Source organism: Achromobacter sp. 2789STDY5608615 (assembly GCF_001298995.1).
Lineage (GTDB): Bacteria > Pseudomonadota > Gammaproteobacteria > Burkholderiales > Burkholderiaceae_B > Achromobacter > Achromobacter insuavis.
Window position 1 is genome coordinate 14,625 of record NZ_CYTY01000048.1, and the last position, 26,410, is coordinate 41,034.

General features: G+C 68.3%; 23 protein-coding genes and 1 pseudogene. 12 read left to right on the forward strand and 12 right to left on the reverse strand.

What is annotated here, in order from left to right:
- Window positions 1-85: 85 nt before the first annotated feature.
- From AOZ49_RS27500 to AOZ49_RS27510, 3 genes and pseudogenes are all read right to left on the reverse strand, one after another.
- A pseudogene (locus tag AOZ49_RS27500) lies at window positions 86-957 on the reverse strand (nucleotidyl transferase AbiEii/AbiGii toxin family protein).
- Window positions 945-2,030 (reverse strand): hypothetical protein, encoded by a 1,086-nt coding sequence (locus tag AOZ49_RS27505; RefSeq protein WP_054478933.1) that lies wholly within the window; start codon window positions 2,028-2,030, stop codon window positions 945-947. The pseudogene AOZ49_RS27500 and the gene AOZ49_RS27505 overlap by 13 nt, the downstream one beginning before the upstream one ends.
- Window positions 2,031-2,146: 116 nt before the next feature.
- The gene (locus tag AOZ49_RS27510; protein WP_054478935.1) at window positions 2,147-2,767 is read right to left on the reverse strand and encodes a TetR/AcrR family transcriptional regulator; all 621 of its coding nucleotides are present in this window, start codon (window positions 2,765-2,767) and stop codon (window positions 2,147-2,149) included.
- Between the two features lie 108 nt (window positions 2,768-2,875).
- Here AOZ49_RS27510 and AOZ49_RS27515 point away from each other — a divergent pair, with 108 nt between their 5' ends.
- From AOZ49_RS27515 to AOZ49_RS27525, 3 genes are read left to right on the forward strand one after another with little or no spacing between them, the layout of a single operon-like run.
- A complete protein-coding gene (locus tag AOZ49_RS27515) occupies window positions 2,876-4,336 on the forward strand; it encodes an amidase (protein WP_054478937.1) in 1,461 nt (486 codons plus the stop codon).
- A 52-nt stretch (window positions 4,337-4,388) separates the two neighbouring features.
- Complete coding sequence (locus tag AOZ49_RS27520; protein ID WP_054478939.1) at window positions 4,389-5,444, forward strand: DUF72 domain-containing protein; 1,056 nt, start codon at window positions 4,389-4,391, stop codon at window positions 5,442-5,444.
- Window positions 5,445-5,502: 58 nt separating this feature from the next.
- On the forward strand, window positions 5,503-6,555 hold the full coding sequence (locus AOZ49_RS27525; RefSeq protein WP_054478942.1) for an RNA methyltransferase: 1,053 nt from the start codon (window positions 5,503-5,505) through the stop codon (window positions 6,553-6,555).
- Between the two features lie 43 nt (window positions 6,556-6,598).
- Here the strand turns inward: AOZ49_RS27525 and AOZ49_RS27530 are convergent, their stop codons facing one another.
- Window positions 6,599-6,979, reverse strand: coding sequence for a GNAT family N-acetyltransferase (locus AOZ49_RS27530; protein WP_369815882.1), 381 nt, complete (start codon window positions 6,977-6,979; stop codon window positions 6,599-6,601).
- Between the two features lie 287 nt (window positions 6,980-7,266).
- Entirely contained in the window at window positions 7,267-8,043 is a 777-nt protein-coding gene (locus tag AOZ49_RS27535; protein ID WP_231690456.1) for a Crp/Fnr family transcriptional regulator, read from the reverse strand.
- Window positions 8,044-8,181: 138 nt separating this feature from the next.
- Between AOZ49_RS27535 and AOZ49_RS27540 the strand changes: the two genes are divergently transcribed.
- From AOZ49_RS27540 to AOZ49_RS27550, 3 genes are read left to right on the forward strand one after another with little or no spacing between them, the layout of a single operon-like run.
- A complete protein-coding gene (locus AOZ49_RS27540) occupies window positions 8,182-9,405 on the forward strand; it encodes an ABC transporter substrate-binding protein (protein ID WP_156333444.1) in 1,224 nt (407 codons plus the stop codon).
- A 10-nt stretch (window positions 9,406-9,415) separates the two neighbouring features.
- On the forward strand, window positions 9,416-10,330 hold the full coding sequence (locus tag AOZ49_RS27545; RefSeq protein WP_054478946.1) for a beta-keto acid cleavage family enzyme: 915 nt from the start codon (window positions 9,416-9,418) through the stop codon (window positions 10,328-10,330).
- A 34-nt stretch (window positions 10,331-10,364) separates the two neighbouring features.
- Entirely contained in the window at window positions 10,365-11,141 is a 777-nt protein-coding gene (locus AOZ49_RS27550) for an SDR family oxidoreductase (protein ID WP_054429093.1), read from the forward strand.
- A 12-nt stretch (window positions 11,142-11,153) separates the two neighbouring features.
- On the opposite strand, the gene AOZ49_RS27555 is transcribed toward AOZ49_RS27550, so the two are convergent.
- Window positions 11,154-11,696, reverse strand: coding sequence for an SMI1/KNR4 family protein (locus AOZ49_RS27555; RefSeq protein ID WP_054429092.1), 543 nt, complete (start codon window positions 11,694-11,696; stop codon window positions 11,154-11,156).
- Between the two features lie 347 nt (window positions 11,697-12,043).
- Between AOZ49_RS27555 and AOZ49_RS27560 the strand changes: the two genes are divergently transcribed.
- The gene (locus tag AOZ49_RS27560) at window positions 12,044-13,306 is read left to right on the forward strand and encodes an ATP-binding protein (RefSeq protein WP_369815883.1); all 1,263 of its coding nucleotides are present in this window, start codon (window positions 12,044-12,046) and stop codon (window positions 13,304-13,306) included.
- Window positions 13,307-13,409: 103 nt separating this feature from the next.
- Window positions 13,410-14,957, forward strand: coding sequence for an argininosuccinate lyase (locus tag AOZ49_RS27565; RefSeq protein ID WP_054478949.1), 1,548 nt, complete (start codon window positions 13,410-13,412; stop codon window positions 14,955-14,957).
- 61 nt (window positions 14,958-15,018) lie between these two features.
- Here the strand turns inward: AOZ49_RS27565 and AOZ49_RS27570 are convergent, their stop codons facing one another.
- The 4 genes from AOZ49_RS27570 to AOZ49_RS27585 all read right to left on the reverse strand — a co-directional run bounded on the left by AOZ49_RS27570 (window position 15,019) and on the right by AOZ49_RS27585 (window position 21,619).
- Entirely contained in the window at window positions 15,019-16,971 is a 1,953-nt protein-coding gene (locus AOZ49_RS27570) for a YncE family protein (protein ID WP_054478951.1), read from the reverse strand.
- A gap of 73 nt (window positions 16,972-17,044) precedes the next feature.
- Window positions 17,045-18,229, reverse strand: a complete 1,185-nt coding sequence (gene prpF, locus AOZ49_RS27575; protein WP_054478952.1) for a 2-methylaconitate cis-trans isomerase PrpF — start codon at window positions 18,227-18,229, stop codon at window positions 17,045-17,047.
- A 64-nt stretch (window positions 18,230-18,293) separates the two neighbouring features.
- A complete protein-coding gene (gene acnD, locus AOZ49_RS27580; protein ID WP_054478954.1) occupies window positions 18,294-20,912 on the reverse strand; it encodes a Fe/S-dependent 2-methylisocitrate dehydratase AcnD in 2,619 nt (872 codons plus the stop codon).
- Window positions 20,909-21,619 (reverse strand): GntR family transcriptional regulator, encoded by a 711-nt coding sequence (locus AOZ49_RS27585; protein ID WP_054429081.1) that lies wholly within the window; start codon window positions 21,617-21,619, stop codon window positions 20,909-20,911. Before AOZ49_RS27585 ends, acnD begins: the two co-directional genes overlap by 4 nt.
- Window positions 21,620-21,826: 207 nt before the next feature.
- Here AOZ49_RS27585 and ykgO point away from each other — a divergent pair, with 207 nt between their 5' ends.
- Genes ykgO through AOZ49_RS27605 form a run of 4 tightly spaced genes read left to right on the forward strand, consistent with a single transcriptional unit; the run spans window position 21,827 to window position 25,048 of the window.
- Window positions 21,827-21,967: a type B 50S ribosomal protein L36 gene (ykgO, locus tag AOZ49_RS27590; RefSeq protein WP_025138121.1), complete on the forward strand. Its 141-nt coding sequence runs from the start codon at window positions 21,827-21,829 to the stop codon at window positions 21,965-21,967.
- Between the two features lie 21 nt (window positions 21,968-21,988).
- Window positions 21,989-23,104: an NAD(P)/FAD-dependent oxidoreductase gene (locus AOZ49_RS27595; RefSeq protein ID WP_231689909.1), complete on the forward strand. Its 1,116-nt coding sequence runs from the start codon at window positions 21,989-21,991 to the stop codon at window positions 23,102-23,104.
- A gap of 18 nt (window positions 23,105-23,122) precedes the next feature.
- Window positions 23,123-24,775 (forward strand): nucleoside recognition domain-containing protein, encoded by a 1,653-nt coding sequence (locus tag AOZ49_RS27600; protein WP_054429078.1) that lies wholly within the window; start codon window positions 23,123-23,125, stop codon window positions 24,773-24,775.
- Window positions 24,776-24,793: 18 nt separating this feature from the next.
- Entirely contained in the window at window positions 24,794-25,048 is a 255-nt protein-coding gene (locus AOZ49_RS27605; RefSeq protein ID WP_054478955.1) for a hypothetical protein, read from the forward strand.
- On the opposite strand, the gene AOZ49_RS32720 is transcribed toward AOZ49_RS27605, so the two are convergent.
- Together AOZ49_RS32720 and AOZ49_RS27610 are read right to left on the reverse strand one after the other, a co-directional pair.
- On the reverse strand, window positions 25,027-25,194 hold the full coding sequence (locus AOZ49_RS32720; RefSeq protein WP_116523079.1) for a hypothetical protein: 168 nt from the start codon (window positions 25,192-25,194) through the stop codon (window positions 25,027-25,029). The genes AOZ49_RS27605 and AOZ49_RS32720 overlap by 22 nt on opposite strands.
- A 106-nt stretch (window positions 25,195-25,300) precedes the next feature.
- The gene (locus tag AOZ49_RS27610) at window positions 25,301-26,353 is read right to left on the reverse strand and encodes an alginate lyase family protein (protein WP_082380607.1); all 1,053 of its coding nucleotides are present in this window, start codon (window positions 26,351-26,353) and stop codon (window positions 25,301-25,303) included.
- Window positions 26,354-26,410 lie beyond the last annotated feature (57 nt).

Below are 26,410 nucleotides of genomic sequence, written 5' to 3' on the forward strand. Positions count from 1 at the left end.
TTCCTGGTAAGGCAGCGTCTTTCAGTGCAGTGATCGGAGGCTCCGGCAGGCCGCGAGGTTCGCGCCTGGCCCCTGGGGTCATGACTCAAGTTCGCAGCGCCATGGCGCGCAGCAGCGCATCAATCTGCCCGAATGCATCTTGCTGCCATTGTTCGGGTGTGCGGTCTCCCAGTGCATGCGTGTCTTCGACGAAGCGCCTCACGCAGGTGGGGCCGTATCCCTCGAAGGCATCGAACTTGTCGGCGATGTGTCGAAACCCGCGCTCGCCGCTTGCGTGTTCCAGTAGAGGGAGACATTCTTGCGCCAGCGCCTCGATGCCATCAAGGTAGTTCCGCACGCAGTAGTAGATATCGTAGGCATCCTTCTGCTTGTAGCGGCCCGCCAGCGCATGACCTTTCATGGCCAATAGCGCAGGGATGGAGCACACCGCGATCTCTACGCGGTTGGTCCCTCCGTCCGGCATTGGCCCTCCACCGCCACCAGCTGATAGAACCGCATCGCCAAGTCAGCGCCGTCGGCCCGTTGTACGGCAAAGTCGCTGATCAGGGGAGGGGTGTCCTTGACGATCTCCGCGTCGCGCGGCATCAAGAAATCGATCACGATGTCGATCGCCTCTCCGTCATCTCGTGCGGGAACCTGGCGAACCAGCTGGAAGCGCCGAAGCCCGTCGCGCTGGGTGTATCCGTGGCTCTGAAGCGCACCGATCAAGGTTGCGTACTCGCCGTCGCCGAGCGCTTCTGCATCCAGACCAACGTCCACATCGAGCGTGCCGACGTGGGGCATATCCTCGTTGGCCAACAGCAACCAGGGTACTGCCCCGCCGATGATGGCAAACTTGCCTTGGAAGCTGCCAAGTATCTGACCGATCTCGATCAGCACGGATTTCACGGCCGCGGTCGTGCGGTCGTCATATTCGGCGGCCGATTGGGGCTCCTGAGATGGCGTCATTTGGGCCATGAAAGCTTTTCCTTGCGCAGGTGGTCGGCGGCCTCGGCGCCGCGTTCGCCGGCAATGGACAGGTCGAGGTAGGTTTGAACCAGACTCGTGCAGACTGCGCCCGGCGCAGGTTCAACGGTGTCGGCTAGCAATCCCGTGTCCTTCGGCACGATGATGACCATGTTCTCGCCCTTTGCGGCAGGCGCGAGCTGCAGCGCTGCCTGAAGCTTGCGCAGGCCATCCTCGTCGGCGAAGAAATAGTGCGTGCCGGTACGACCGTAGGGCGAAAGCCACTGCGCTGCCGAGAACGATGCGAAAGCAGCACGTCCAGGACCGTCCTCCGCGCGCAGCGCGGTACGGGCCGCGTTTTCGAACATGCTGCCATGCAGGGGGGTGTAAAACCGCAGATGTTCACCTGACGGTGCGGTGTAGCTGTCTCGCCATGCGTCTAGCAGTGCATCGGGTTCCGAGAGGATGAGGCCATCGTTCGAGGCGCGTGCCCATTCCCGATTAATCAAGCCGGTGCGCACATTGCTGACGTGCCCCAGGCTGACGCCGGAAATTTCCGACAGTTCCGTGACGCGCCATGCACGGCCAGGTTCGCGCAGCATGACGCGCAGAACCTGAGCCGATCTTGGCCTGAACAGCGATTTGAGTTCGCGCTGTTCGGCCGCCGGTTTGTCCGCCATCAGGCGCTCGATGAACACGCCACCAAAAGCGATCCGGGCGTTGCCCTCCAGGTCGAGATAGCTGACGTCCTTCTCTTCGCACAATCGCCTCACCGCAGGTGAGAGGTAGGGAGCAATGAAGACAGGCGTCGCCTCGGGAGCTCGCTCCGCAATGTAGTTCCGTAGCTCCAGCAACGCGGACCGGGCATGCCGCGGTTGCCCGTTCGATTTGTATTCGCAGATAAGTAGGTGCCGTTGGCCGTTGACGAGCAGCCGAGCGGTCAAGTCCGGCTCCCAATCGCCGCCGGATAAGGCTTCGGCTTCGATGCCTTCTATCTGAAGGATCGGGATTTTTTCAAGCACCAAGCGCAGCGCCTCACCCGCCCGGGCTTCCGACGCTTTCATTGGATTAGTATCTTTCATCATTTGCTGAAAATACCATATTTATTGAAAATCGTCGGCATGATTTCATTATTATTGGTTGTTTCAACTTTTGCTGAAACTCTTTCATAAAGTGAAATTATCCTCTTCACCCGCTCCATTCACCGACGATCGACCGTACCCTGCCGTGCGATGACGGCCTCGACGATCCGCCGCAACTGCCGGTCGGCGTCGCGGACTGACCGGTTCTGCGCGGACACCTGCGCACCCTCGAACAGGAACGTGAGTTCGCTCGCCGTCTCTTCAGGCGACGCCAGGCCCGCCTGCTCGCACAGGCTGGCCAGTCGCCGCCATTGCCGCACCTTGTGTTCCTCGATCAGTTTGCGGCCGGGATGTTCCGGATCGGGCAGCTCCGCGATCGAGTTGATGAACGCGCAGCCGCGGTGCGACCAGGCGCGCGCCTCGTCCGAAAAATAGGTGACCCATCCGAGGATCTGCGCGCGGGGATCGTCCGGATGCGCGGCTTCGATGGCATCGAGCGCGCGCCAATAGTCGTCGATCACCTGGCGCAGCCATTCGGTCACCAGCACATCCTTTGATTGGAAATGGCGGTAGATCGCCATCTTCGTCGTGTTGCCGCGGGCGGCGATGGCCTCGACGCCGGTCGCCCGGATGCCTTCGTTGTAGAACAGCTCGCCGGCCGCCGCGAGCACGCGTTCACGCGGCGCGGGCGCGGGTGCGGGCACGGCCTCGTTCTGGTTGTCGCTCTGTTTTCTTTTCATGGGTTCTTGACGGCGATACCGATCGGTATCATCATTCGGATTTCGTTGATACTGATCAGTATCACTCAGTGGCGATTCTATGCCACCCCTGGTCGATAGGAAACAGTAATGAAGCTCTCAGAGTACGTGCAGTACGACGCGATCGGGCTTGGCAGCCTCATCGCGCATGGCGAGGTGAGTCCGCGGGAGCTCGCTGACACGGCGCTGCAAGCGTGCGCACAGATCAATCCGAAGATCAATGCGGTGATCGAAAGCTGGTCGCCGGACCTTGCCGACGTTGCCCCCGCGCGGGAAAGCAATTCGCCCCTCGCGGGCGTCCCTTTCCTGATCAAGGATGTGGGCGTCGCGATGGCCGGCAGGAAAAACGAGTTCGGCAGCCGGCTGGCGCAAGGCTTCACGGCAGCGGCCGATTCGCTGCTGATGCGGCGCTTTCGCGAGGCCGGGCTGGTGACCCTGGGGCGAACCGCCACGCCCGAGTTCGCCTGGAGCGGCACGACCGAATCCACGCTGTGCGGCCCGACGCGCAACCCCTGGAACGTGGCCCACGGCGCGGGCGGATCGAGCGGTGGCGCCGCGGCGGCGGTTGCCGCTGGCATCGTGCCGTTGGCCCATGCCACCGACGCGGCCGGCTCGATCCGCATTCCCTCGGCGGCTTCCGGCGTGTTCGGGCTCAAGCCGACGCGCGGCCGCGTATCCAATGGGCTCGGGCTGGAAGAGGCCATCAACGGCCTGGCGGCCCAGCTTGGCGTCAGCCGTTCGGTGCGTGACAGCGCCGCGCTGCTCGACGCGGTGCAGGGCGCGGCCGATGGCGAGCCGTACGCAATTGCGCCGCCGGTTGGCCGTTACCTGGCGCAAGTCGGCATCGAGCCCGGCAAGCTGCGTATCGGTGTCATGCCGCAGGCCTGGGGAGGCCAGCGCACCCAGGCCTGCATCCTGGAGCGCCTTGCCGAGGCGGTGCGGCTGTGTGCCTCGCTCGGCCACGAGGTCGAAGAGGCCGAGGCGCCGCTGGGCGTCAGCTGGGAGGCGTTCGTGCATGCCAGCTCGGTGCTGTGGTCCGCCAATATCGCCACATGGATCGACGGAATCGCGGGCGCCATGGGGCGCCAGCCCGACCTGGCAACCCTGGAGCCGCAGACGCTCGCGGTCTATCGAACGGGGCGCGGGATCGGCGCCATCGAGATGGTCCATGCCCTCGATCTGCGCAATGCCGTGACCCGCAGCGTGGCGGCGTTCTTCTCGCGCTACGACCTGCTGTTGACCCCCACGCTGCCCGACCTGGCGCCGGTGTTGGGGACCTATGCCGCCGGCGCCGAAACGCTGGACGGCCACCGGTGGACCGACCGCGTCTTCGGCAGTTCGCCGTTCACCCCGGTGTTCAACGCCGCCGGATTGCCGGCCATGTCGGTGCCGTTGTTCCAGGACGCCGCGACCGGCCTGCCGATTGGCATGCAGTTCGTGGCGCCGGCCGGCCGCGAGGATGTGCTGTTCCAGGTGGCCGGCCAGTTGGAGCGCAGCCTGCCGTGGGCGGGACGGGAACCAGGCGTGTGGGCGTCGACGGTGCACGCGTGAACCGGCGTGATTCAAGTACCCTATAGCCCATTCCCGTGCCAGAACCACAAGTATGCAAGACGATCTTTTCGGCGATGCGCAGCCCGTGCCGTCGGCCAACACGCCGGATCATGCCGCGTCGCGTGCCAACCCCGACCTTTCCGCCCTGCGGAGCATGGCCAGGGTGCTTCCCGCTCCCGCGGGGCAGGAGTGGCGCGCGCTCGCCCAGCAGTTGCCGGCCCAATTGCGCTTTGGCGTCTCCACCTGGTCATACCCGGGTTGGGAAGGGCTGGTCTGGGACGGTGAATACGATTCGAGCGCGCTATCCCGACACGGCCTGGGCGCCTACCATCGGCATCCGCTGTTGCGCACGGTTTGCGTCGACCGCACTTTCTGGCAGCCGTTGACGGCGAGCCAGTACGCCGCCTACGCGGGGCAGGTCGATGACGATTTCCGTTTCGTCGTCAAATGTCCCGCCAGCGTTACCGACGCCCAGGTGCGCGGCGAAGCGGGCAGGACGCGCGAGGCCAACCCGCTTTTCCTCGATCCGTCGGTGGCTGTCCAGGAATTCGTGCGTCCGGCGCTTGAGGGCCTGGGCGCCAAGCTCGGCGTCCTGGTGTTCCAGCTGAGCCCGCTGCCGCTGGGCATGCTGAGCCGCTCGGCATCGCTGTTCGAGAAACTGGATCGCCTGCTGGCGGCTGTCCGGGAGGCCTTGTCCGCGCATGATGCCGTGATCGTCGCCGTGGAAGTGCGGGACCCGGAACTGCTGGGTCAGGCGCTGGTTGACACGCTCAGGGCGCATGGGGCCACTTTCTGCCTGGGCCTGCATGGCAAGATGCCGCCGATCGACGCGCAACTGCCGGTGCTGCGCGCGCTATGGCCGGGGCCGCTGGTCTGCCGCTGGAACTTGAACCGTGTCTTCGGCGCCTATGGCTATGCCGACGCGCAGAAGAAGCACGATCCGTTTAATGCCATTGTCAGCGAGGATCTGGCCACGCGCACGGCGCTGGCGCGCACGATCCGCGGCATCACGGGCGCGGGCCAGCCGGCCTACGTGACGATCAGCAACGATGCCGAGGGCTGCGCGCCGCTGTCCATCCAGAAACTGGCCCAGGCCATCGCGGCGTAGGGCCAGCCCGGCTCGGCATGCCGGGCGCCGGTGCCGGGCGCGGTAAAATCCGCTCCCCATGCGCTACTCCGATTTCGAACAACGTCTCGCCTCCCTGGGCGCCCAGCCGACTCATCGCGGCCGGGTCATGCGCGCCTGGCTGACCGGGCAGGCATTCGACAGCGACACCTGGCGGCGGCGTTTCGACAACTTCCTGCCGCTGGCGGTGCGCGAGGCCCTGCCGGCCTTGGCGGCGGAACTGGACGGGCTGGCGCGGGTGCGCTCCGAACACGCCGGACATGACGGCTCGCGCCTGCTGGTCGACCTGGCCGACGGGCAGATGGTGGAAAGCGTGCTGCTGCCGCGCGACGGGCTCTGTGTGTCGACCCAGGTCGGCTGCGCCGTGGGCTGTCGTTTCTGCATGACCGGCAAGAGCGGCCTGATCCGTCAGGTCGCCAGCATGGAGATCCTGGCCCAGGTGGTGCTGGCGCGGCGCTTGCGCGCGGTGAAGAAGGTCGTTTTCATGGGCATGGGCGAACCGGCGCACAACCTCGACAACGTGCTCGAGGCCATCAATCTGCTCGGCACCGACGGCAATATCGGCCACAAGAACCTGGTGTTCTCCACCGTGGGCGATCCGCGCGTGTTCGATGCGTTGCCGCGGCAATCCGTCAAGCCCGCGCTGGCGCTGTCGTTGCATACGACGCGGGCCGAGCTGCGCGAGCACCTGCTGCCGCGCGCGCCGAAGATCGCGCCGGAGGCCTTGGTGGAACTGGGTGAAAAGTACGCCCGCGACACCGGCTACCCGATCCAGTACCAGTGGACCTTGCTCAAGGGCATCAACGACGGCGACGATGAGCTGGACGCGATTCCGCGCCTGCTCAAGGGCAAGTTCGGCGTGCTCAACGTGATTCCCTTCAACAGCCTCGAGGGCGATGACTACCAGCGTCCCGAGACCGAACGCATCCGCGAGATCGTGCGCATCCTGCATCGCCGCGGGGTGCTGACCAAGATCCGCAACAGCGCCGGGCAGGACGTGGACGGCGGCTGCGGCCAGCTGCGGGCCCGCGCGGTGGGGGCGGAACAGGTGGTGGAACTGCGCCGCCATCGCCTGCGGCGGGAAGCGGCCTAGACCGGCAGCGTGCGGGCCGCGGCGCCCGCGTTTCAAGGCCGGGTCACGAGTCCGCGGGATTGATCAGGGATGTCAGGACATGGTCGGCCCAGGCGCCGTTGATCTTCAGGTAGGCGCGCGCCACGCCTTCGCGCTCGAACCCCAGGCTGTCCAGCAGGCGCGCGCTGCGCGTGTTCTCGGGCCGATGGTTGGCCATGATGCGGTGCAGTCCGTGTTCGGTGAACATGTAGTGCGTCGCGGCGACGAGGCATTCCCGCATCAGTCCCTGCCCTTGTCGATCCTGTGCGATCGAGAAGCCGAGATGGCAGGCCTGGAACGGCCCCCGGACGATATTGGTGAAGCTGCAGTTGCCGATCAAGCGCGCATCGGCGCGATCGAACAGCAGCAGGTGCAACGCCTGGCCGGCCGCTGCGTGCGTTTGCATCGCGCCCAGCCGCTCCTCGGTCGCCGACAGGGGTATGGAATGATTCGGGGCGGGCGGGTTCCCAGGGTTGCAGGTGGGCGAGATTGGCGAGGTGATACGCCAGCAGCGCCGGCGCATGCTCGCGCAGCGCCGGTCGTAACGACAGGCGCTGCGTGTCCAGGGAGCCGGCCGGCGGCGGTGGCGCGGAGGTCATGGGTCGAGACGCGGGCAGAAAAATCCGAAGGCGTAACGATAACGCGGATGTGCGACCGCGTTGGCGCTGCCGAGCCGCGGACGGCGAAATGCTCTTACGCCGGCATGTCCGCCGGATGATCCGCCGGTTCCCGGTTCAGTTTCGCATACCGGTACAGCGCTTCGCGGTCCAGGATCGTCATGCCGCCGTAATGCGTCTGCAATACGCCTTCCCGCGCCAGCCGGGTCAGGGCGGTGTTGCAGCGCTGGCGCGACACGCCGCACAGGCTGGCGATCTCCTCCTGCGAGATCCTGAGCCGGCCGTTGGTGCCGGCATGTTGTTCGGCGTTCAATTGCGCGGCGACGGCGCGGGCGACGGTGGTGTCGACGTCCAGCAGCACGTTGCCGGTATAGCAGGCCATCAGCCAGTTCACGCGCTGCGCCAGGTGCGTCATCAGCGCCTTGGTGAATTCGATGTTGTGGTTCCAGAGGCGTTCGCAGGTGTCGCGCGGCAGGATCACCACCTGGCTGGGGCGCAGCGCCACCACTTCGTACTCGAACGGTTCGCGGCGGATCATGGTGGCCTCGCCGAACCAGCTGCCGGTGCTGAAGCCGGCCAGCGACAGCGACCGGCCGTCCGAGCCGCGCGACGACCATTTCACCAGGCCGTCCACCACGCCATACCAGCCCAGCGATTTCGAACCCTCGCGGAACAGGCGTTCGCCCGCCTGCAATGTGACCACGCGCAACTCGGCGCGGACCACCTCGCGTTCCAGGCGCGGCAGGCCGTTGTACCAGGGCACGACGGCCAGCATCCGGTCCACCGGATCCTGCTTGGGCCGCCGCCTGGGGCTGGCTGTTTCGTGGCCAGTGCCGCCCGCCGGTGCTCGCATGGTCTTCCCCGTTTCGCCGTGATGATCGCGCCCAGGTAAACCCTAGGGCGCTTTGTCAACATGATGACTGTCCGCATTGGGGGCCGGTCCGAGAATATTCGGGGCCCCAGAGCCAAAAAACCATAAGAGGAGACAGGTATGTTGTCAATGCCACGCAGGTTTTCGCGCGCTGTCCTGGCCGGCGCCATCGCCGGCGCGCTGCTGCACGCGGGCGCGGCCCGGGCGCAGATTTCCGACGACGTGATCCGGATCGGCTTCATTACCGACATGTCGGGCGTCTATTCGGGGCCGGACGGTCCCGGCGGCGCCGAGGCCATCAAAATGGCCATCGAGGAGATGGGCGGCGAGATCAATGGCAAGAAGATCGAGTTGTTGACGGCGGATCACCAGAACAAGGCGGACATCGCCTCGGCCAAGGCGCGCGAGTGGTTCGACCAGCGCGGCCTGGACCTGCTGATCGGCGGCACCAATTCCAGCACGGCGCTGGCGATGTCGAAGGTGGCCGCTGACAAGAAGAAACCGATCATCGTGGTGGGCGCGGGCGCGCCGGCCCTGACCAACGAGCAGTGCACGCCGTACACGCTGAACTACGCCTATGACACCGTGGCGCAGGCGCGCGGCACGGGCGCGGCGGTGGTGAAGGCGGGCGGCAAGAGCTGGTACATCCTGACGGCCGATTACGCCTTCGGTCATGCGTTGCAGGCCGACACCACCAAGGTGGTCGAGGCGGGCGGCGGCAAGGTGGTCGGGTCGGTCAAGCATCCGCTGTCGACCAGCGATTTCTCGTCGTTCCTGCTGCAGGCGCAGGCCAGCAAGGCCGAGATCCTGGCGCTGGCCAATGCCGGCGCGGACGCGACCAACGCGATCAAGGCGGCCAACGAGTTCGGCCTGACCCGGACGATGCGGCTGGCCGGCATGATCATGTTCATCAACGACATCCACGCCATGGGCCTGGAGACGGCGAAGGGCATGTACCTGACCGACAGCTGGTATTGGAATGCGTCGGACGAGACGCGGGCCTGGGCGCAGAAGTTCTACGAACGGCGCAACGCCATGCCGTCGTCGCTGCAGGCGGCCGATTACTCGGCGGCCATCCAGTACCTGCGCGCGGTCAAGGCCACGGGCACCGACGATGCCGACACGGTGCTGGCCTACCTGCGCGCGAACAAGCTCGACGACGTGTACATCAAGAACGGCGTGGTGCGGCCGGACGGGCGCGTGGTGCATGACATGTACCTGCTGCAGGTCAAGACGCCCGAGGAATCGAAGGCGCCCTGGGACTACTTCAAGGTGGTGCAGACCATCGACGGCAACGAGGCCTTCACCACCAAGGCGGAAACCCGCTGCGCCCTTTGGAAATAAGAGACCCGCCATGGCAAAACGCAAAGTGATCGTGACCATTGCCCCCACCGGGGGCATGGCGTTCAAGAGCCAGAACCCGCACCTGCCGACCCAGCCGGCCGAGATCGCCGAGGACGTCTACCGCTGCTACAACGCCGGGGCCAGCGTGGTGGCGCTGCACGCGCGCCGCCCCGACGACCAGGCCACCTGCGACGCGGCCATTTACCGCGACATGAACCAGCGCATCCGCGAACGCTGCGACATCGTGCTGAACAATTCCACGGGCGGCGGCGTGCACGGCGACATGGTCAGGGAGATCACGCCGGGCACCTGGGAGATCCTGTGGGAGGAACGCCTGAAGGGCATGGACGCGGGCGCCGAGATGTGTACGCTGGACGCCACCACGCTGAACCTGGCCTTCGGCGACCGCGAGTACCTGATGAACACGCCGCTCAGCCGCGCGCGCGAGATGGCGGCCGGCATGAAGGCGCGCGGCATCAAGCCGGAGTGGGAGGTGTTCAGCCCGACGCACATCCTGCAGGACGCGACCACGCTGATCGGCGAGGGACTGGATGAGGAGCCGCATTTCATCAACCTGGTGATGAACGTGCACCGCAACTTCCAGAACGCCATGCCGTTCTCGCCGCGCCACCTGCAGATGATGGTGGACCTGCTGCCGAAGAACAGCATCTTCTGCGTCAGCGGCATCGGGCCGTCGCAGCTGGAGGCCAATATCAGCGCGCTGCTGCTGGGCGGCCATGCGCGGGTGGGGTTGGAAGACAACCTGTATTACCGCCATGGCGAGCTGGCGACCAACGTGCAACTGACCGAACGCATCGTGCGCATCATCCGCGAGATGGACATGGAGCCCGCGACGCCCGCCGAGGCGCGCGAGATCCTGGGGTTGCCGCTGCGCAGCGGCGTGCGGCCGGCCTTCGCGCTGTGAGACCGACGCGGCATTTTCCAAGGAGTGAAGCCTGATGATCGAATCGTTGAAAGGCAAGCGGGTCCTGATCACCGCGGGCGCGGGCGGCATCGGCCTGGCGATCGCGCGCAAGTTCCTCGCGTCGGGGGCGCAGGTGCACATCTGCGATGTGGCCGCGGAGGCGGTGCAGGCCGCCGTGCAGGCGCATCCCGGCTTGAGCGGCAGCGTCACGGACGTGTCCGATGAAGCCCAGGTGCTGGCCATGTTCGCGGACCTGGCCACGCGCTGGGGCCGGCTCGATGCGCTGGTGAACAACGCCGGCGTCTCGGGGCCCACCAGCCGGCTCGAGGACACGGACCTGACGGCATGGCGGGCCACGCTCGACGTCAACCTGACGGGCACGTTCCTGTGCGCGCGCAGCGCGGTGCCGCTGCTGCGCGAGGCGGGCGGCGGGGCCATCATCAATATCTCGTCGGTGGCGGGCCGCCTGGGCTTTTCGCTGCGCAGCCCTTATAGCGCCAGCAAGTTCGGGTTGGCCGGATTGACGCAGACCTGGGCGATGGAACTGGGGCCGTCCGGCATCCGCGTCAATTCGGTGCTGCCGGGCGTGGTGGCGGGCGACCGGGTCGAGCGCATCATCGCCGCCCGCGCGGCGGCCGGCGGCGTCAGCAACGATGCCATGCGCGCGCAACTGGTGGAAAAGGTGTCGCTGCGCAAGATGACCCAGCCCGAGGACATCGCCAATCAGGTGGCGTTCCTGTGCTCGGACGAGGGCGCGATGGTCAGCGGCCAGAGCATCTCGGTGTGCGGCAATGTCGAATACCTGGGGTGATGGAGCCGCGCCCTAGGCCATCTTCGCGTAAAGCGCGATCAGCGCGTCGAACGACGGCGCCACCGGCATGAACCAGCCGTCCTCGATGAAGCCGTCGACCAGCGCGTCCACCGGCTTGTCCGTGACGTCCAGGTCGGCATACGCCGAGTACAGTTCGCCGTCGGTGTACATGATGCGGCCCGCATGGCGACCCTGGCTGATCTCGACGTAGGTACAGAAATCCCCGCCCAGGCCCAGCACCGGCGCGAACGGCAGGAAGGCCGGGTTGTGGAAGCCCATGCGCGGCGTCAGCAGCGCCAGGTCGAGGTGCGGATCGCCGTTGCCGATGCCGAAAAAGGTGTTCATGTCCGCCAGCGCGGGCGAGACGCCGGCGCGGTGGGCCTGGTCGAATTCGAACCCGAACCGCAGGCCGTTGCTGCGCTTGAGGAAGGCGCGGTAGGCCGCCGAAAAGTGCGTTTTCCAGGCGTCCTCGTAGGCCTGTATCGCGCCTTCGGAGGCGCCGTCGAACGTTTGCAGGATCTTGTCGGAGCGCAACAGCTTGTCTAGCGGGTCCATGGGGATTCCAGTCCTTTCGAGGGAAAGCTCGGGGGCAGGGCAAGCGCGGTCTGGTCAGCATACCCTGCCGCGCCTGTCCTGCCTGTTTCACTTTTTTTCACAAATCCCACACAAAACACGGCGGAACGCGAACGGGCTTGTTCCCTATCATCCCGGGGCGCGCCCGCGGATCACGCGGGCCCGGCCGTCCGGCCGCCGCGCGACCTTGCCCCCGCAGTTTCCCGCTTCCCCGCCTGCTCCGCCACGCGGGCGCGCCCGCCGCGTCGAGCCGTTGGCGGGCGGCCCGAAGGCCATCGATGCTCAAATTTCTCGTTCGCGTTTTCGTCGTGGTTCTGATCAGTCTCGGGGTGGCTTACCAGCTCGTGGACAAAGGCCTGGGCACGCTGTTCCGGCCGATCGTGGAGAACGTCGCCTTCCAGTCGCTGCGCGGCCAGGTCCATGAGCTGCGCCTGCGGCTCGACGACGTTGCGCCGGCGCAGCGCGAGACGGTGCTGCGCGAGCAGGTGCGGCCCTACTACGGTTTGCGGCTGCAGCTGCTGCGCCAGGACGAAGTGCGGCTGAACGAGGACGAACGCGAGCAGCTGGAGATCCTGGGCTTCGTGATGCGGGACGAGTACAGCACCCATCTGGTGCCGCTACCGGGCCAGCCCGCCCAGTGGCTCGAGGTGCGTCTGCCGGGCGAGGGTCTGGTCGACACCTTGCTGACCTGGGGCGTCTGGGTGTTCCTGGGGTTCATGATGGCGATGAGCCTGCTGGCGCTGTGGGCGCTGCCGATGTGGCGCGACATGGACGCGCTGCGCAACGCCGCGCTGCGCATGGGCCAGGGCGAATTGAGCATGCGCGTGCGCCTGTCGCGTATTTCGGGCATCCGCCACGTCGGCGAGAGCTTCAACACCATGGCCGAGCGGATCGCCGCGTTGGTCGATAACCAGCGCAGCCTGACCAACGCCGTCTCGCACGAGCTGCGCACGCCGCTGGCGCGGCTGTCGTTCGAGGTGGACCAGCTGGACCGCGGCGGCCTGCCGGCCCGCCATGGCCGGGTGCTGCGCGACATGCGCGCGGACATCTCCGAGCTGGAAAGCATGGTGGCGGAACTGCTGGTGTACGCCCGGCTGGAACGGCCTACCGAGGAAACCGTGCAGCTCGAGACGGTGGACACGCGCGACTGGCTGGGCGAGGCGCTGGCGCAGGTGGCGCACCAGGCCGCGGCGCGCAATGTGCGCTGCGTGGTGGCGCCGGACCCGCCGCCGCACGTGCGGCTGAATCCGCGCTACATGAGTCGGGCGCTGCTGAACCTGGTGCAGAACGCGGTGCGCTACGCGCGCGGCCGCATCGACATCGCGTTGATGCAGCGCGCCGAGGGCGGCTTCGAGCTGGTGGTGGACGACGACGGACCGGGGATCGCGGCGGCGGACCGCGAACGGATCTTCGAACCCTTCATCCGCCTGGATGAAAGCCGTGATCGCGGCACCGGCGGCGCGGGGCTGGGGCTGGCGATCGTGCAGCGGGTGGCGATGAGCCACCGCGGCAGCATCAGCGTGACCGACAGCCCGGCGGGCGGGGCGCGCTTCGTGCTGCGCTGGGCCGCCGACCAGGGGCTGCCGCCGTAGCGCCGGGCACGGTTACGTTTTCACATTGCATTTTCATGCGCAGGGCGAGCAAAAATGGTGTTTCATACGGGGGTTTCCTTTCCCCCTTCATAACGAGAACGCCATGAGACATTTCCTGCCCGCCCTGGGCGCAGCCCTGGTCCTTTCGCTCGGCGCCCACACCGCGTCGGCGCAGCAGGCGCCCGCCGCCAGCGCCACCGCCAAGCCGTTGCGCGATCCCTTTTTCTGGCTCGGGGAGATCAACAAGGCGACGGCGGTGATCAACACCGACGAAGGGCTGCTGGACAAGTCCATGGCGCCCCGGCTGGCCGCGGGCGTGGCGAAGGTGATCAACGACGGCAATCAGCCCGGCGCCAAGCGCCCGGCCAGCGTCATCACCTTCGAGCCGCTGCTGATCAAGGCCGCGGGCGAGGACGTGACGCTGCTGCACGCCGGCCGTTCCAGCCAGGACATGCATGCCACCTACCGCAGCGCCATCCTGCGCGACAAGCTGCTGGAGCTGGCGGACCAGTTGAACGCCACCTCCCGCACGCTGGTGGAGCTGGCGGCCAAGCACGCCGGCACCATCGTGCCCAACTACACCAACGGCGTCGCGGCCCAGCCCAACAGCTATGGCCACTATCTGCTGGGCCAAGCGGCCGGGCTGGAGCGTGATGCCCAGCGCATCCGCGAAGCCTACGCGCGCATCGACCGCTCGCCGATGGGCACGACGGTGTTGAACGGCACCAGCTGGCCGCTGGACCGCAAGCGCATGGCGCAGTACCTGGGCTTCACGGCGCTGGTGGACAACGCCTATGACGCTTCGCAGATCTCGTCGATGGACCAGCCGGTGGAGGTGGCGTCGATCGTCACCAGCATCGCGCTGCGCACCGGCAACTTCGTCGAGGACGTGATGACGCAGTACGCGCAATCGCGGCCGTGGATCCTGCTGGAGGAGGGCGGCGGCAATACCTACGTGTCCAGCGCCATGCCGCAAAAGCGCAACCCCGGCCTGCTCAACGATACGCGCAGCGACGCCTCGACGGCGGTGACGCTGGCCATGGGGCCGGTGATCCAGACGCACAACATCACGCCGGGCATGAGCGATCCGAAGGACGTCAAGCAGAACTCGGCCATGGTCGATGCCGGCATCTCCGCGCTCAAGCGCTGGGACCGCGTGCTCAAGGCCATGGTGATCAGCCCGGACCGCGCGCTGGAGGAACTGAACAGCGACTGGACCGCCTCGCAGGAACTGGCCGACGTGCTGATGCGCAAGTACAAGCTGCCGTTCCGCGACGGCCATCATTTCGCCTCCGAGGTCGTGAGCTACGCCAAGACCAACAATATCAAGCCGCTGGATTTCCCGTATGACCAGGCGCGCCGCATCTACGCCGAAGCCATGAAGGGCTCGAAGTATCCGAACGAGCTGCCGATGAGCGAGGCCGAGTTCCGCTCGACGCTGGACCCCGTGGCCATCGTCAAGAACCGCGCCACCAGCGGCGGTCCGCAGCCGGCCGAGATGGACCGCATGATCAAGGAAGCGCGCGAGCAGCTGGCCGCGCAGGACAAGTGGATCGCGGCCCGCCGCGCCCACATCGCCGATTCGCTGGCCAGTCTGGACAAGGCGTTCGACGCGCTGGTGGCCAGCGCGCCGAAGGACAAGGGCCAGTAAGCGGGGCGCCCGGCATCCCGCGATGCCGGGCGACGGGGCCGGCGCGCCGCGCCGGCCCGTGTCAGCGGCACGCCATCGAGTAGCCGCAGCGGATCTGGTCGGGCAGATCGCGGCCCTGGGCCGGATCGACCGCGTCGGCCGGCGCGTCCCAGGCAATCAACTGCGCCACGTCGTTGTTGCCCACCGGCCGGGCGTAGATCCACAGCCGGTCTCCCTTCCATGAGAACGCCAGCGCGCTGACGCTGTAGTCCTTGGGCGCGCGCAGGTTGGCCAGCAGCCTGCCCTGCGCCATGTCGATCACCACCACCGTGTTGTCGGCGCCGCTGACGGCGAGCAGGCGGCCGCGGGCGCTGCGCGCGGCCGCCGAGGTGTAGTAGACGGCAGGCGTCTCGAGGTCGAAGCGGACTTGTCCCGTGCCCAGGTCGACGGCGCGCAGGCGCCGGCCGTCAGGCGTTTCCGCCACGGCCAGGGCCCAGTTGCCCGGCCGGCTGCCGAACAGCAGCTTGGGCGTGGCGGTGCGGACGCTGGCGACCACGCGCGCGGTGGCCGGATCGATGCCATAGCCGCCGCGGTCGCCGCCCCAGAACAGGCCGTCGCCGAACTGGATCGCATCGCTGGGGACCCAGGGCAGGGCATTTTCGAGCGTGTCGCTGGCCTCGCGGCGCAGCGAGGCGTCCCAGTGCCGCTGGCGCCAGCGGCCTTGGGGCGTCATGGTGTAGAGGTCGTCGCCCACGCGCAGCGCCACGCCGCCGGCGGCGGGCAGAGTCCAGTCGTCAATGCGCCATTGCGGCAGCTGCGGGTCCAGCGCGTGGACGGCGGCGCGGCGCTGGCCGGGGCGCCACGCCAGCAGCGTGCGGCCGCCATCGTCCTCGCGCAGGCCCAGCGCCCAGACCTGGCCGTCGGCGGCGATCTTGAGCGCGCGCGCCAGGCCGAAGCCGGCGGTGTCTTCACGCGTGATGGCCGCATCCGCGCCCTGGCGCGGCCCATTGGCCGCGGGCGTGGCGCCCGCGCGCGGCACGAAGCGCTGGGTGGCGCCGCCGGAGGCCAGCAGGCTGCCGTCGGGCAGCGCCAGCAGGCGCCATTCGTCGTTGTCGTAGCGCCGCAGGTCGGCCTCGTCGGCCGGCAGGCGGATGCCGGACACCGGCGTCTCGGGCAGCGTGGCCTGCGCGGGGGCGGGGCCAACCGGCTGCGTGGCCGTGGCGCGGCCGCGCGCGTAGGCGTCGAAATAGGCCTGCATCAAGCGGTCGGCGTCGGCCTCCGGCAGGGCCTGCAAGCGCCGGGCCAGGCCGTCCAGGTAGCTGTCGAGCGCCGGGTCGGCGTGGTCGACGCTCTGGCTGTTGTATTCGAAATGCGGATCGGGAAAGCAGGTCACGCCGACCATGCAGCGGGTCAGGCGGAAATGGCGCGTGATGGTGGTGTCGGTGCCGCCGTGCCAGACCAGCGTCAGCGCCTCGCGGCCGGTCAGGCCCGACAGATCCATGACCGTGCCGTAGTCGGATTGGGTGCGGCGGGACTTGCCGCGTTCGCGCTGGAACGACCAGCGCGCCACCGGTTGCGAGAAGAACGGCAGTGACTTGATCTGTTCGGGGGCGTAGTCGGGCTGGCGGGCGATGGCCGCGCGGAAGGCGTCGTGCTCGTCGCGGTTGATGGCGCCGGCCGCCAGCGCCTTGGCCAGGACCGGGTCGGCGGCCTGGTTGGCCTGCTGGTCCAGCGCCTGTTTCAGCGCGGGCTGATGGCGGGCGCCGATCTCGGCCCAGTAGAACTCCATGGATGACAGCGGCCCGCTGTCGTCACGGCCGCGGAACCCGCCCAGGTCCTTGCCGGCCAGGCCTTGTTCCAGGTCGGCCTTGACCGTCGCGTACGGTTGGGGAATCAGGTAGTAGCGGCCCTGCGCGTAGGTGGCGCCGGGCAGCGGCTGCATCAGGATCGGGGCGGCTGCCGCGCTGGCGGACAGCAGCAGGGCCGCGAGGGCCAGGACGCGCTGGAATCGGCGTGGGGCGCCGGGGTGTGCCATGGACGGTTCCGTCGATAAGGGAATGGGCTGCGGCAGAGAATACCGCAGCCCGCGCCCGTCGGCGGCCGCCGCCTCAGAACCCGGTGGGCGGCACGTGCACGCGGCCTTCCATCAGCACGCGCGCGCTGCGGCTCATGATGGCCTTGGTGACGGTCCATTCGCCGTCGATCTGCTGCGCCTCGGCGCCGACGCGCAGCGTGCCCGAGGGATGGCCGAAGTTGACCTGGTCGCGCTGGCCGCCGCCGGCCGCCAGATTGACCAGCGTGCCGGGAATCGCCGCGGCGGTGGCGATGGCGACCGAGGCGGTGCCCATCATGGCGTGGTGCAGCTTGCCCATGGACAGGGCGCGCACCAGCACGTCGATGTCGCCGGCGCCGATCTGCTTGCCGCTGGAGGCGGTGTAGGCCCTGGGGCGGGCCACGAAGGCCACCTTGGGCGTGTGCTGGCGCGCGGCCGCCTCTTCCAGTTTCTGGATCAGGCCCATGCGCAGCGCGCCGTGGGCGCGGATGGTCTCGAAGCGCGCCAGCGCGGCGGCGTCGCCGTTGATGTCGTCCTGCAGCTCGGCGCCGGTGTAGCCCAGGGCCTCGGCGTCCAGGAAGATGGTGGGGATGCCGGAGTTGATCATGGTGGCCTTGAAGGTGCCCACGCCGGGCATTTCCAGGTCGTCCACCAGGTTGCCGGTGGGGAACATCGAGCCGCCGTCGCCTTCCTCGGCCGGGTTCATGAATTCCAGCTGCAGTTCGGCGGCCGGGAAGGTCACGCCGTCCAGTTCGAAGTCGCCGGTTTCCTGCACCGCGCCGTCGGTGATCGGCACGTGGGCGATGATGGTCTTCTGGATGTTGGCCTGCCAGATGCGCACCACGGCGATGCCGTTGCGCGGCACGCGGGCCGGGTCGATCAGGCCATTGGTGATGGCGAAGGGGCCGACGGCGGCCGACAGGTTGCCGCAGTTGCCGCTCCAGTCGACGAAGGCCTGGTCGATCGAGACCTGGCCGAACAGGTAATCGACGTCATGTTCCGCGCGGCTGCTCTTGCCGACGATGACGGTCTTGCTGGTGCTGGAGGTGGCCGCGCCCATGCCGTCGATCTGCTTGCCGTAGGGGTCGGGGCTGCCGATGACGCGCATCAGCAGCGCGTCGCGCGCCGGGCCCGGCACGCGGGCGGATTCGGGCAGGTCGTCGAGCTTGAAGAACACGCCTTTGCTGGTGCCGCCGCGCATGTAGGTGGCGGGAATCTTGATCTGGGGGGCATGGGCCATGGGGCAGTCCTGATGTCTTGGGTGGAGAAGGCGGGCGCCGCGGCGCCCGCCATGCGGTGGGATGTCAGCCGGCCTTCTTGGCCGAACCGGCGGCCGATTCGGCTTCCAGGAAGTCCTGCGCGAAGCGTTGCAGCACGCCGCCGGCTTCGTAGATCGACACTTCCTCGGCGGTGTCGAGGCGACAGGTCATCGGCACTTCCAGCGTCTCGCCGTTGCGGCGGTGGATCACCAGCGTCAGGTCGGCGCGCGGCTTGCGCTCGCCCGCCACGTCGTAGCTCTCGGTGCCGTCCAGGCCCAGCGTCTTGCGGTTCACGCCCGACTTGAATTCCAGCGGCAGCACGCCCATGCCGATCAGGTTGGTGCGGTGGATGCGCTCGAAGCCTTCGGCGGCGATGGCCTCGACGCCAGCCAGGCGCACGCCCTTGGCGGCCCAGTCGCGCGACGAGCCCTGGCCGTAGTCGGCGCCGGCCACGATGATCAGCGGCTGCTTGCGGTCCATGTAGGTCTCGATCGCTTCCCACATGCGCATCTCCTTGCCTTCCGGTTCCACGCGGGCCAGCGAGCCCTGCTTGACCGTGCCGTCGGCGTTCCTGACCATCTCGTTGAACAGCTTGGGATTGGCGAAGGTGGCGCGCTGCGCGGTCAGGTGGTCGCCGCGGTGGGTGGCGTAGGAGTTGAAGTCCTCTTCCGGCAGGCCCATCTTGTGCAGGTATTCGCCGGCGGCGCTGTCCATCAGGATGGCGTTGGACGGCGACAGGTGGTCGGTGGTGATGTTGTCGCCCAGCACGGCCAGCGGCAGCATGCCGCGCAGCGTGCGCTCGCCGGCCAGCGCGCCTTCCCAGTACGGCGGGCGGCGGATGTAGGTGCTCTGCGGGCGCCACGCGTACAGCGGGTCGACCGTGGCGTCGCGCTCGTTGCGCAGGCCGAACATGGGCGCGTAGACCTTGCGGAACTGTTCCGGCTTGACGGCCGCCTTGACCATGGCGTCGATCTCTTCGTCGCTCGGCCAGATGTCCTTCAGGCGGATCTCGCGGCCATCGGCGCCGGTGCCCAGCACGTCGCGTTCGATGTCGAAGCGGATGGTGCCGGCGATGGCGTAGGCCACCACCAGCGGCGGCGAGGCCAGGAAGGCCTGCTTGGCGTAGGGGTGGATGCGGCCGTCGAAGTTGCGGTTGCCGGACAGCACGGCGGTGGCGTACAGATCGCGGTCGATGATCTCCTGCTGGATCACGGGATCGAGCGCGCCCGACATGCCGTTGCACGTGGTACAGGCAAACGCCACGACGCCGAAGCCGAGTTTTTCCAGGTCCTCGGTCAGGCCGGCTTCGTCCAGGTACAGGGCCACGGCCTTGGAGCCGGGCGCCAGCGAACTCTTGACCCACGGCTTGCGCGTCAGACCGGCGCGGTTGGCGTTGCGCGCCAGCAGGCCGGCGGCGATGACGTTGCGCGGATTGCTGGTGTTGGTGCAGCTGGTGATGGCGGCGATGATGACGGCGCCGTCGGGCATCAGGCCCGGCTGGTTCTCGACGGTGCCGGCGATGCCGCGTTCGGCCAGGTCGGCCACCGGCAGGCGGCGGTGCGGGTTGGACGGGCCGGCCAGGGTGCGCACCACGGTCGACAGGTCGAAGCGCAGCACGCGCTCGTATTCGGCGGTCTTGAGGCTGTCGGCCCACAGGCCGGCGGTCCTGGCGTAGTTTTCCACCAGCGCGATCTGTTCGTCCTCGCGGCCGGTCAGGCGCAGGTAGTCGATGGTCTGCGGGTCGATGGCGAACATCGCGGCGGTGGCGCCGTACTCGGGCGCCATGTTCGAGATGGTGGCGCGGTCGCCCAGTGTCAGGCTGGCCGCGCCTTCGCCGTAGAACTCCAGATAGGCGCCGACCACCTTTTCCTTGCGCAGGAATTCGGTCAGCGTCAGCACCACGTCGGTGGCGGTGATGCCGGGGCCGGCGCGGCCGGTCAGTTCGACGCCGACGATGTCGGGCAGGCGCATCCACGAGGCGCGGCCCAGCATCACGTTCTCGGCTTCCAGGCCGCCCACGCCGATGGCGATCACGCCCAGCGCGTCCACGTGCGGGGTGTGGCTGTCGGTGCCGACCAGCGTGTCGGGGAAGGCCACGCCGTCCTGCGTGTAGATCACCGGCGACATCCGCTCCAGGTTGATCTGGTGCATGATGCCGTTGCCCGGGGGCACCACTTCGATGTTGCGGAAGGCCTGCTTGGTCCAGTCGATGAAGTGGAAGCGGTCTTCGTTGCGGCGGTCTTCCACCGCGCGGTTCTTGGCGAAGGCGTCGGGGTCGTTGCCGCCGTATTCCACGGCCAGCGAGTGGTCGACGATCAACTGCACCGGCACCACCGGGTTGACCTTGGCGGGGTCGCCGCCCTTGTCGGCGATGGCGTCGCGCAGGCCGGCCAGGTCGACCAGCGCGGTCTGGCCGAGGATGTCATGACAGACCACGCGGGCCGGATACCACGGGAAGTCCAGGTCGCGGCGGCGTTCGATCAGCTGCTTGAGCGCGTCGGTCAGCAGCGCCGGATCGCAGCGGCGCACCAGGTTCTCGGCGTGCACGCGCGAGGTGTAGGGCAGGCGGTCGTAGGCGCCGGGGGCGATGGCGTCCACGGCGGCGCGCGCGTCGAAATAGTCCAGGCGGGTGCCTTGCAGGGGCTTGCGATAGGATTTGTTCATGCCTCGGTGCGCTTCAGGTTGCCCTGAGCGATCTGTTTTTCAATGTTGAGACGGGATGCGCGGATGTGGCGGCGCATCAGGAGTTCAGCCAGCTCGCCATCGCGGTCGGCGATGGCGTCGAGAATGCGGTGATGCTCGGCATACGACTGCCGCGGGCGGTTGGGAGTGGTCGAGTACTGGATACGGTACATCCGCGCCAGCTGGTAGAGCTCGTCGCACAGCATGCGGAACAGCATCTGGTTGCCGCTGCCCTTGACGATGCGGTAGTGGAAATCGTAGTCGCCCTCCTGCTGGTAATAGCCGGTGCCGGCCTGGAAGGCCTCGTCCTTTTCGTGGGCGTGCAGCACTTGGCGCACCTGCTCGACTTCGGCCGGCGCCATGCGCTCAGCCGCCAGGCGGCAGGCCATGCCTTCGAGCGATTCGCGGATTTCGTAGAGTTCGGCCAGTTCCTGCGGGCTGAGCGAGACCACGCGGGCGCCGGCGTGCGGCACGCGCACCAGCAGCTTCTGGCCTTCGAGCCGGTGCAGGGCCTCGCGCAGCGGGCCGCGGCTGACGCCGTGGATGCGCGCCAGTTCGGGTTCGGAAATCTTGCTGCCCGGGGCGATCTCGCCTTTGACGATGGCGGACTGGATCTTGCGGAAGATGTGTTCCGCCAGGGTCTCGCTATCGCCCGATGCGGCGCCGGGAAGCGTCAGCACTTTGCTCATTGTGTCAACAATCCAGGGATTTTCAGGGTGAAAACCCGTTCTAAATCGCCATGGGGCGATTGATTGTCAACAATTTACCTTCCGTCTGATCTTGGTGCAAGCACTGTTGGCGGGCTTTGCGTGACAAACGTAATGTTATTACATATCATTTACGTCGGCCCGCGCCGCGCGGGTCGGTTTTTCTTTCGATCCTTGCCGGAGTGCCGCATGAAAGTCCTTTCCTCCCTTAAAGACGCCAAGACCCGCCACCGGGACTGCCAGGTGGTCAAGCGCCGCGGGCGCATCTATGTGATCTGCAAATCCAATCCGCGCTTCAAGGCGCGCCAGGGCGGGGCCAAGAACAAATAGGCGCGCGCCGTGGAACCGAAAGTGCTTGAAGTCGCCGTGGTCGGCGCCGGGCCGGCCGGCATCGGCATGGCCGTGGCGCTGCGCCGCCATGGCGTGAACCGGCTGGCGGTGATCGACCGGCATCAGGTGGGGGCCTCGTTCCTGTCCTGGCCGCAGGAGACGCGTTTCATCACGCCGTCGTTCTACAGCAATCCGTTCGGCCTGGCCGACCTGAACGCCGTGACCGAGACCAGCTCGCCGGCGCTGACGGCCGGCATGGAGCACCTGGACGGCCCGCGTTACGCGCAATACCTGGCGCGGGTGGCGCAGGCGCATGACCTGCCGCTGGCGCTGGACTGCGAGGTCTCGGCGCTGACGCGCGGCGCGCGCGGCGAATTCCAGCTGCAGACCTCCAGGGGCGCCGCGCTGGCGCGGGCGGTGATCTGGGCCACGGGCGAATACCAGTACCCCGATCTGCGGCCGTTCGCCGGCGCGGCCGACTGCCTGCATTACGCGCAGGTCGATAGCTGGTCGGCCTTCGAGGCCGGTGAATACCTGGTGATCGGCGGCTATGAAAGCGGCGTGGACGCGGCGGTGAACCTGGTGGCGCGCGGCGCGCGGGTGCAGCTGCTGGCGCGCAAATCGACCTGGGACCCCGCCAGTGCGCACGACCCCAGTCTGTCGCTGTCGCCCTACAGCCGCCAGCGGCTCTACCAGGCGCTGGACAGCGGCCGGCTGGAGATCGCCTTCGGCGTCAATGTGCTGGAAGTGCGCCGGCTGGCGGCGGGGTTCAGCGTGCACGCAGAAGACGGCCGGGTCTTCGCCACTGCGAACGCGCCGATCCTGGGCACCGGCTTCCTGCGCGGCGGCGGCGCGCAATTGATCCGCCCGTGCTTCGACTGGACGCCCGACGGCCGGCCGGTGCTGAGCGCGCACGATGAATCGACCCTGATGCCGGGCCTGTTCCTGGCCGGGCCGCAGGTGCGCCAGGACCGGCGCATCTATTGCTTCATCTACAAATTCCGCCAACGCTTCGACAGCGTGGCGCGCATGGTCGCGCAGCACCTGGGCCTGCCGCCGCTGGAGGCCGAGCGGGCCGCCGGCGCCTGGGGCCCATTCGGCAACGCCGATTGCTGCGACGAGGCCTGCGAATGCTGACGGCGGCGGGTGGACGCGATGCGGCCCGACGCCATTGAATCGACCGAGGCCGTGGTGGTGCTGGCCGGCCTGGAGAACGCCGGCAAGTCGGCGCTGTTCCGCGGCCTGACGGGCCAGGCGGTCGGCGACGAGAGCAACGTGGCCGGGTCCACCGTGGCCTGCCGCGAAGCCGCGCTCGATGGCGCCGCGATGCGCGTGGTGGATACGCCCGGCGTGCGACTGCGCGGCGACAGCGCCGCCACGCGGCTGGCCCTGGCGCGGATGGCGCCGGCCGCCGTGGTGGCGGTGGTGATGCGCGCCACCGATGCGCCCGACCTGATGCGCGAGGTGCTGGCCGCGTTGCATGGCGCGCACCGGATCTGCGTGGTGTTGACGTTCGCGGACAAGTGCGATGACGCGCCGGCGCTGGCGGCGCGCTGCGGCGCGGCGCTGGGCGTGCCGGTGGCCATCATCAATGCGCGCGCGCCGGCGCCGCGGGAATTGGCGGCGGTGCGCCATGCCCTGGCCGGCGCGGTGGCCTTGCCCGCGCTGCCGGCCAGGCCGGTGCTGTGGCACGCGTCGCTCGCGCGCCGGCCGCAGCGCACGCCGTTCGAGCACGCCGGATTGGGCCCCTGGTGGGCGCTGCTGGCGTTGCTGTCGAGTTTCGCGCTGCCGGTGTACCTGGCCTACGGCCTGTCGGGCTGGTTGCAGCCGCTGGCGGACGCGGCGCTCGTCGAACCCTTGACGCGCGCCCTGGCCGGCGCGCCGCCCGCATTGCAGACCCTGCTGGTGGGCGGCTACGGCGTCGTCAGCCTGGGGCTGTATTCGTTCATCTGGGCCTTTCCGGTGGTGGCGCTGATCGGCCTGGCGATGGCGCTGACCGAGGAAAGCGGCCTGAAGGACCGCATGACCGCGGCGCTCGATCCCGCGCTCAGGCATATCGGCCTGAGCGGGCGCGACCTGGTGCCGGTGCTGTCGGGCTTCGGCTGCAATGTGGTGGCGACGTTCCAGAGCCGGGCCTGCTCGGCCTGCACGCGGCGCGCCTGCGTCAGTCTGATCGCGTTCGGCTCGGCCTGCAGCTACCAGATCGGCGCGACGTTATCGGTGTTCGGCGCGGCGGGACGGATGGGGTTGTTCGTGCCCTATCTGTTGCTGCTGTTCCTGGTGGGGGCGGCGCACACGCGGTTGTGGCATGGCGCCTTGCCGGCCGAGGCCGCCGCGCCGCTACCGGGCAAGGCGTATCTGCAATGGCCCTCGTGGCGCGGCGTGACATGGCGCCTGCGCGCGGTGGTGGCGCAGTTCCTGAAACAGGCAATGCCGGTGTTCCTGCTGATCTGCGTGGCGGCCTCGCTGCTGGACGGACTGGGCGCGTTGCAGGCGCTGGCGTCGCTGCTGCGCGCGCCGATGGCCGCGCTGGGCCTGCCGGCGGACGCGGCGACAGGCGTGGTGTTCTCGATCCTGCGCAAGGATGGCCTGCTGGCGTTGAACCAGGGCCAGGGCGCGCTGCTGGCCCGGCTGGATGCGGCGCAGATGTTCGTGCTGGTGTGGCTGGCGTCGACCTGTTCGGCCTGCCTGGTGACGCTATGGACGGTTGGGCGCGAATTGGGCGCGCGCCACGCCTGGGGCCTGGCCGGGCGCCAGGCCGTGACCTCGCTGGTCTCGGCCTGGCTGCTGGCGCAGGCATTGACCTGATTGCCCGGAGAAACGGAAATGATCCCTGAGACGTACGCGCAGTGGCATCGCTGCATCACGGTCGACTGCGGCCTGGCATTGACCCCGGCCTTCATTGCCCAGCGCCTGGCGGCGATGGCGGACGCGCAGTCCGAGGAGAACCTGCGTTTTCGCCGGCTCTACGGCGACGCGCATTGGCAGCGCGTGCAACGCTGGTTCAAGCTGGCGAACGATCCGGCGGCCGCGTCGGGCGCGGCCGCCAGGCAGGGCGCTCAGGGGCCGGTGTCCGGATAGTTCGGGCCGGCGTCGTGGAAGCCGCCGCTGCTGTAGGGGTTGACCGCGCCCGGATGTGGCGGGCCGCCGGGACCCAGGGAGGAACAGCCGCCCAATATCAGCAGGGCGGCCAGCAGGGCGAGTGTGCGTGTGGCGGTGGCTTGCATGGCGATCTCCGGCGGCTGCCCCTCGGCGGCCGCATACAGCGTATGGGTGTGGATCCAGTTTACGCCTGGCGCGGCCCGCCGGCATCGTCCGACGGGCGGGTCGGCATCAGCGTCGCGGCACGATGCCGTGGGCGGCCATCAGGGTCAGGTTGCCGCCCAGGCGGGGATCGTCGAAGGGGCCGGCGGCATGCAGGGCGCTGAAGGCCGGCGTGTTGGGCGCGTGCAGGCGGTAGAACTCGATCCAGCCGCTGAAGCCATGCGGCTTGCCGTCCTGCTGCGCCACGCCGGCGTGGCGGGCGAACCAGGCGCTGTCGAGGTAGCCCTTGGCCACGCGCCGCGCCAGCCGGCCCAGGGCGCCTTCGCGGTAGGCATACCAGTCCTGGCCGCTTTCATCGGCGAGCTGCGCCATCATCACCAGCGGCGCGGCGGCGTAGTCGTGATAGTGCAGCGCGCGGGCGCCGCGCGCCATTTCCATGGGCAGGCTGCCGTCGGCCTGGATGTCGTCGACGCCTTTCCGGTAGATCGTCTGCGCGCCGCGGCGCAGGCCGGCGTCGTCGTTGGCGATGGCGGTGGCCAGGATGCCGACGCCGGTCCAGTAGTAATGGTTGTTGCGCTGGTGCCGGGGGTCTTCCCAGTAGGCCAGGTTGGCGCGCGACAGCTGTTCGAGCCAGGGCCCGATGATGCCGCGTTGCGCCGGCGTGGCCAGCGGCAGCGTCTTCAGATAGGCCAGGGCGGCGGCGCCATGGGTCCATTGGCGCAGGTAGTCGGCCTGGTCGTTGTTGCCGTGGATCATGCGGCCGAGCATGGCGCCGTCCTTGGCCCAGGATGCCAGCCACGTCAGCGCGCATTGGCCGGCGGCGGCGTCGCCGTGGGCCAGGTAGGCGTCGGAAAGGTCGGCGACGCGGCGGGCGTAGTCGTTCAGCGGCCGGGTCTGGGCTTGGTTGCGGGCCTGCAGCGCGGGGTCGATCTGCGAGTGGGCGGCGTCGGTGTAGTAGCCGGTGCCTTCCAGGTCGCGCGGGCCGGGCGGCGGCGCTTCGCACGGCTGCGGCGCGGCCAGCGCCTGGGCGCCCAGCAGGATCAGCGGCAGGCATGCGGCGTAGCGCCAGCGCGCGGCGGCGGGCCGGGCGCCGCCACGGAAGGGGGAGGAAAGAGAACGCATCGCGGGTGCCTTTGCCCGGTCGGGCCGATTGCCGTTCACCCGCCTGCCGGGGGGGGG

Excerpts from the sequence above, each read along its gene's own strand:
- AOZ49_RS27555 (WP_054429092.1), bottom strand. The coding sequence starts at position 11,696 with ATGGACCCGCTAGACAAGCTGTTGCGCTCCGACAAGATCCTGCAAACG.
- AOZ49_RS32720 (WP_116523079.1), bottom strand. The coding sequence starts at position 25,194 with ATGCAAGCCACCGCCACACGCACACTCGCCCTGCTGGCCGCCCTGCTG.
- prpF (WP_054478952.1), bottom strand. The coding sequence starts at position 18,229 with ATGGCCCATGCCCCCCAGATCAAGATTCCCGCCACCTACATGCGCGGC.
- AOZ49_RS27520 (WP_054478939.1), top strand. The coding sequence starts at position 4,389 with ATGCAAGACGATCTTTTCGGCGATGCGCAGCCCGTGCCGTCGGCCAAC.
- AOZ49_RS27610 (WP_082380607.1), bottom strand. The coding sequence starts at position 26,353 with ATGCGTTCTCTTTCCTCCCCCTTCCGTGGCGGCGCCCGGCCCGCCGCC.
- AOZ49_RS27585 (WP_054429081.1), bottom strand. The coding sequence starts at position 21,619 with ATGAGCAAAGTGCTGACGCTTCCCGGCGCCGCATCGGGCGATAGCGAG.
- AOZ49_RS27550 (WP_054429093.1), top strand. The coding sequence starts at position 10,365 with ATGATCGAATCGTTGAAAGGCAAGCGGGTCCTGATCACCGCGGGCGCG.
- AOZ49_RS27545 (WP_054478946.1), top strand. The coding sequence starts at position 9,416 with ATGGCAAAACGCAAAGTGATCGTGACCATTGCCCCCACCGGGGGCATG.
- AOZ49_RS27535 (WP_231690456.1), bottom strand. The coding sequence starts at position 8,043 with ATGCGAGCACCGGCGGGCGGCACTGGCCACGAAACAGCCAGCCCCAGG.
- AOZ49_RS27525 (WP_054478942.1), top strand. The coding sequence starts at position 5,503 with ATGCGCTACTCCGATTTCGAACAACGTCTCGCCTCCCTGGGCGCCCAG.
- acnD (WP_054478954.1), bottom strand. The coding sequence starts at position 20,912 with ATGAACAAATCCTATCGCAAGCCCCTGCAAGGCACCCGCCTGGACTAT.
- AOZ49_RS27600 (WP_054429078.1), top strand. The coding sequence starts at position 23,123 with ATGCGGCCCGACGCCATTGAATCGACCGAGGCCGTGGTGGTGCTGGCC.
- AOZ49_RS27530 (WP_369815882.1), bottom strand. The coding sequence starts at position 6,979 with ATGCAAACGCACGCAGCGGCCGGCCAGGCGTTGCACCTGCTGCTGTTC.
- AOZ49_RS27565 (WP_054478949.1), top strand. The coding sequence starts at position 13,410 with ATGAGACATTTCCTGCCCGCCCTGGGCGCAGCCCTGGTCCTTTCGCTC.
- AOZ49_RS27510 (WP_054478935.1), bottom strand. The coding sequence starts at position 2,767 with ATGAAAAGAAAACAGAGCGACAACCAGAACGAGGCCGTGCCCGCACCC.
- AOZ49_RS27505 (WP_054478933.1), bottom strand. The coding sequence starts at position 2,030 with ATGATGAAAGATACTAATCCAATGAAAGCGTCGGAAGCCCGGGCGGGT.
- ykgO (WP_025138121.1), top strand. The coding sequence starts at position 21,827 with ATGAAAGTCCTTTCCTCCCTTAAAGACGCCAAGACCCGCCACCGGGAC.
- AOZ49_RS27570 (WP_054478951.1), bottom strand. The coding sequence starts at position 16,971 with ATGGCACACCCCGGCGCCCCACGCCGATTCCAGCGCGTCCTGGCCCTC.
- AOZ49_RS27540 (WP_156333444.1), top strand. The coding sequence starts at position 8,182 with ATGTTGTCAATGCCACGCAGGTTTTCGCGCGCTGTCCTGGCCGGCGCC.
- AOZ49_RS27515 (WP_054478937.1), top strand. The coding sequence starts at position 2,876 with ATGAAGCTCTCAGAGTACGTGCAGTACGACGCGATCGGGCTTGGCAGC.
- AOZ49_RS27605 (WP_054478955.1), top strand. The coding sequence starts at position 24,794 with ATGATCCCTGAGACGTACGCGCAGTGGCATCGCTGCATCACGGTCGAC.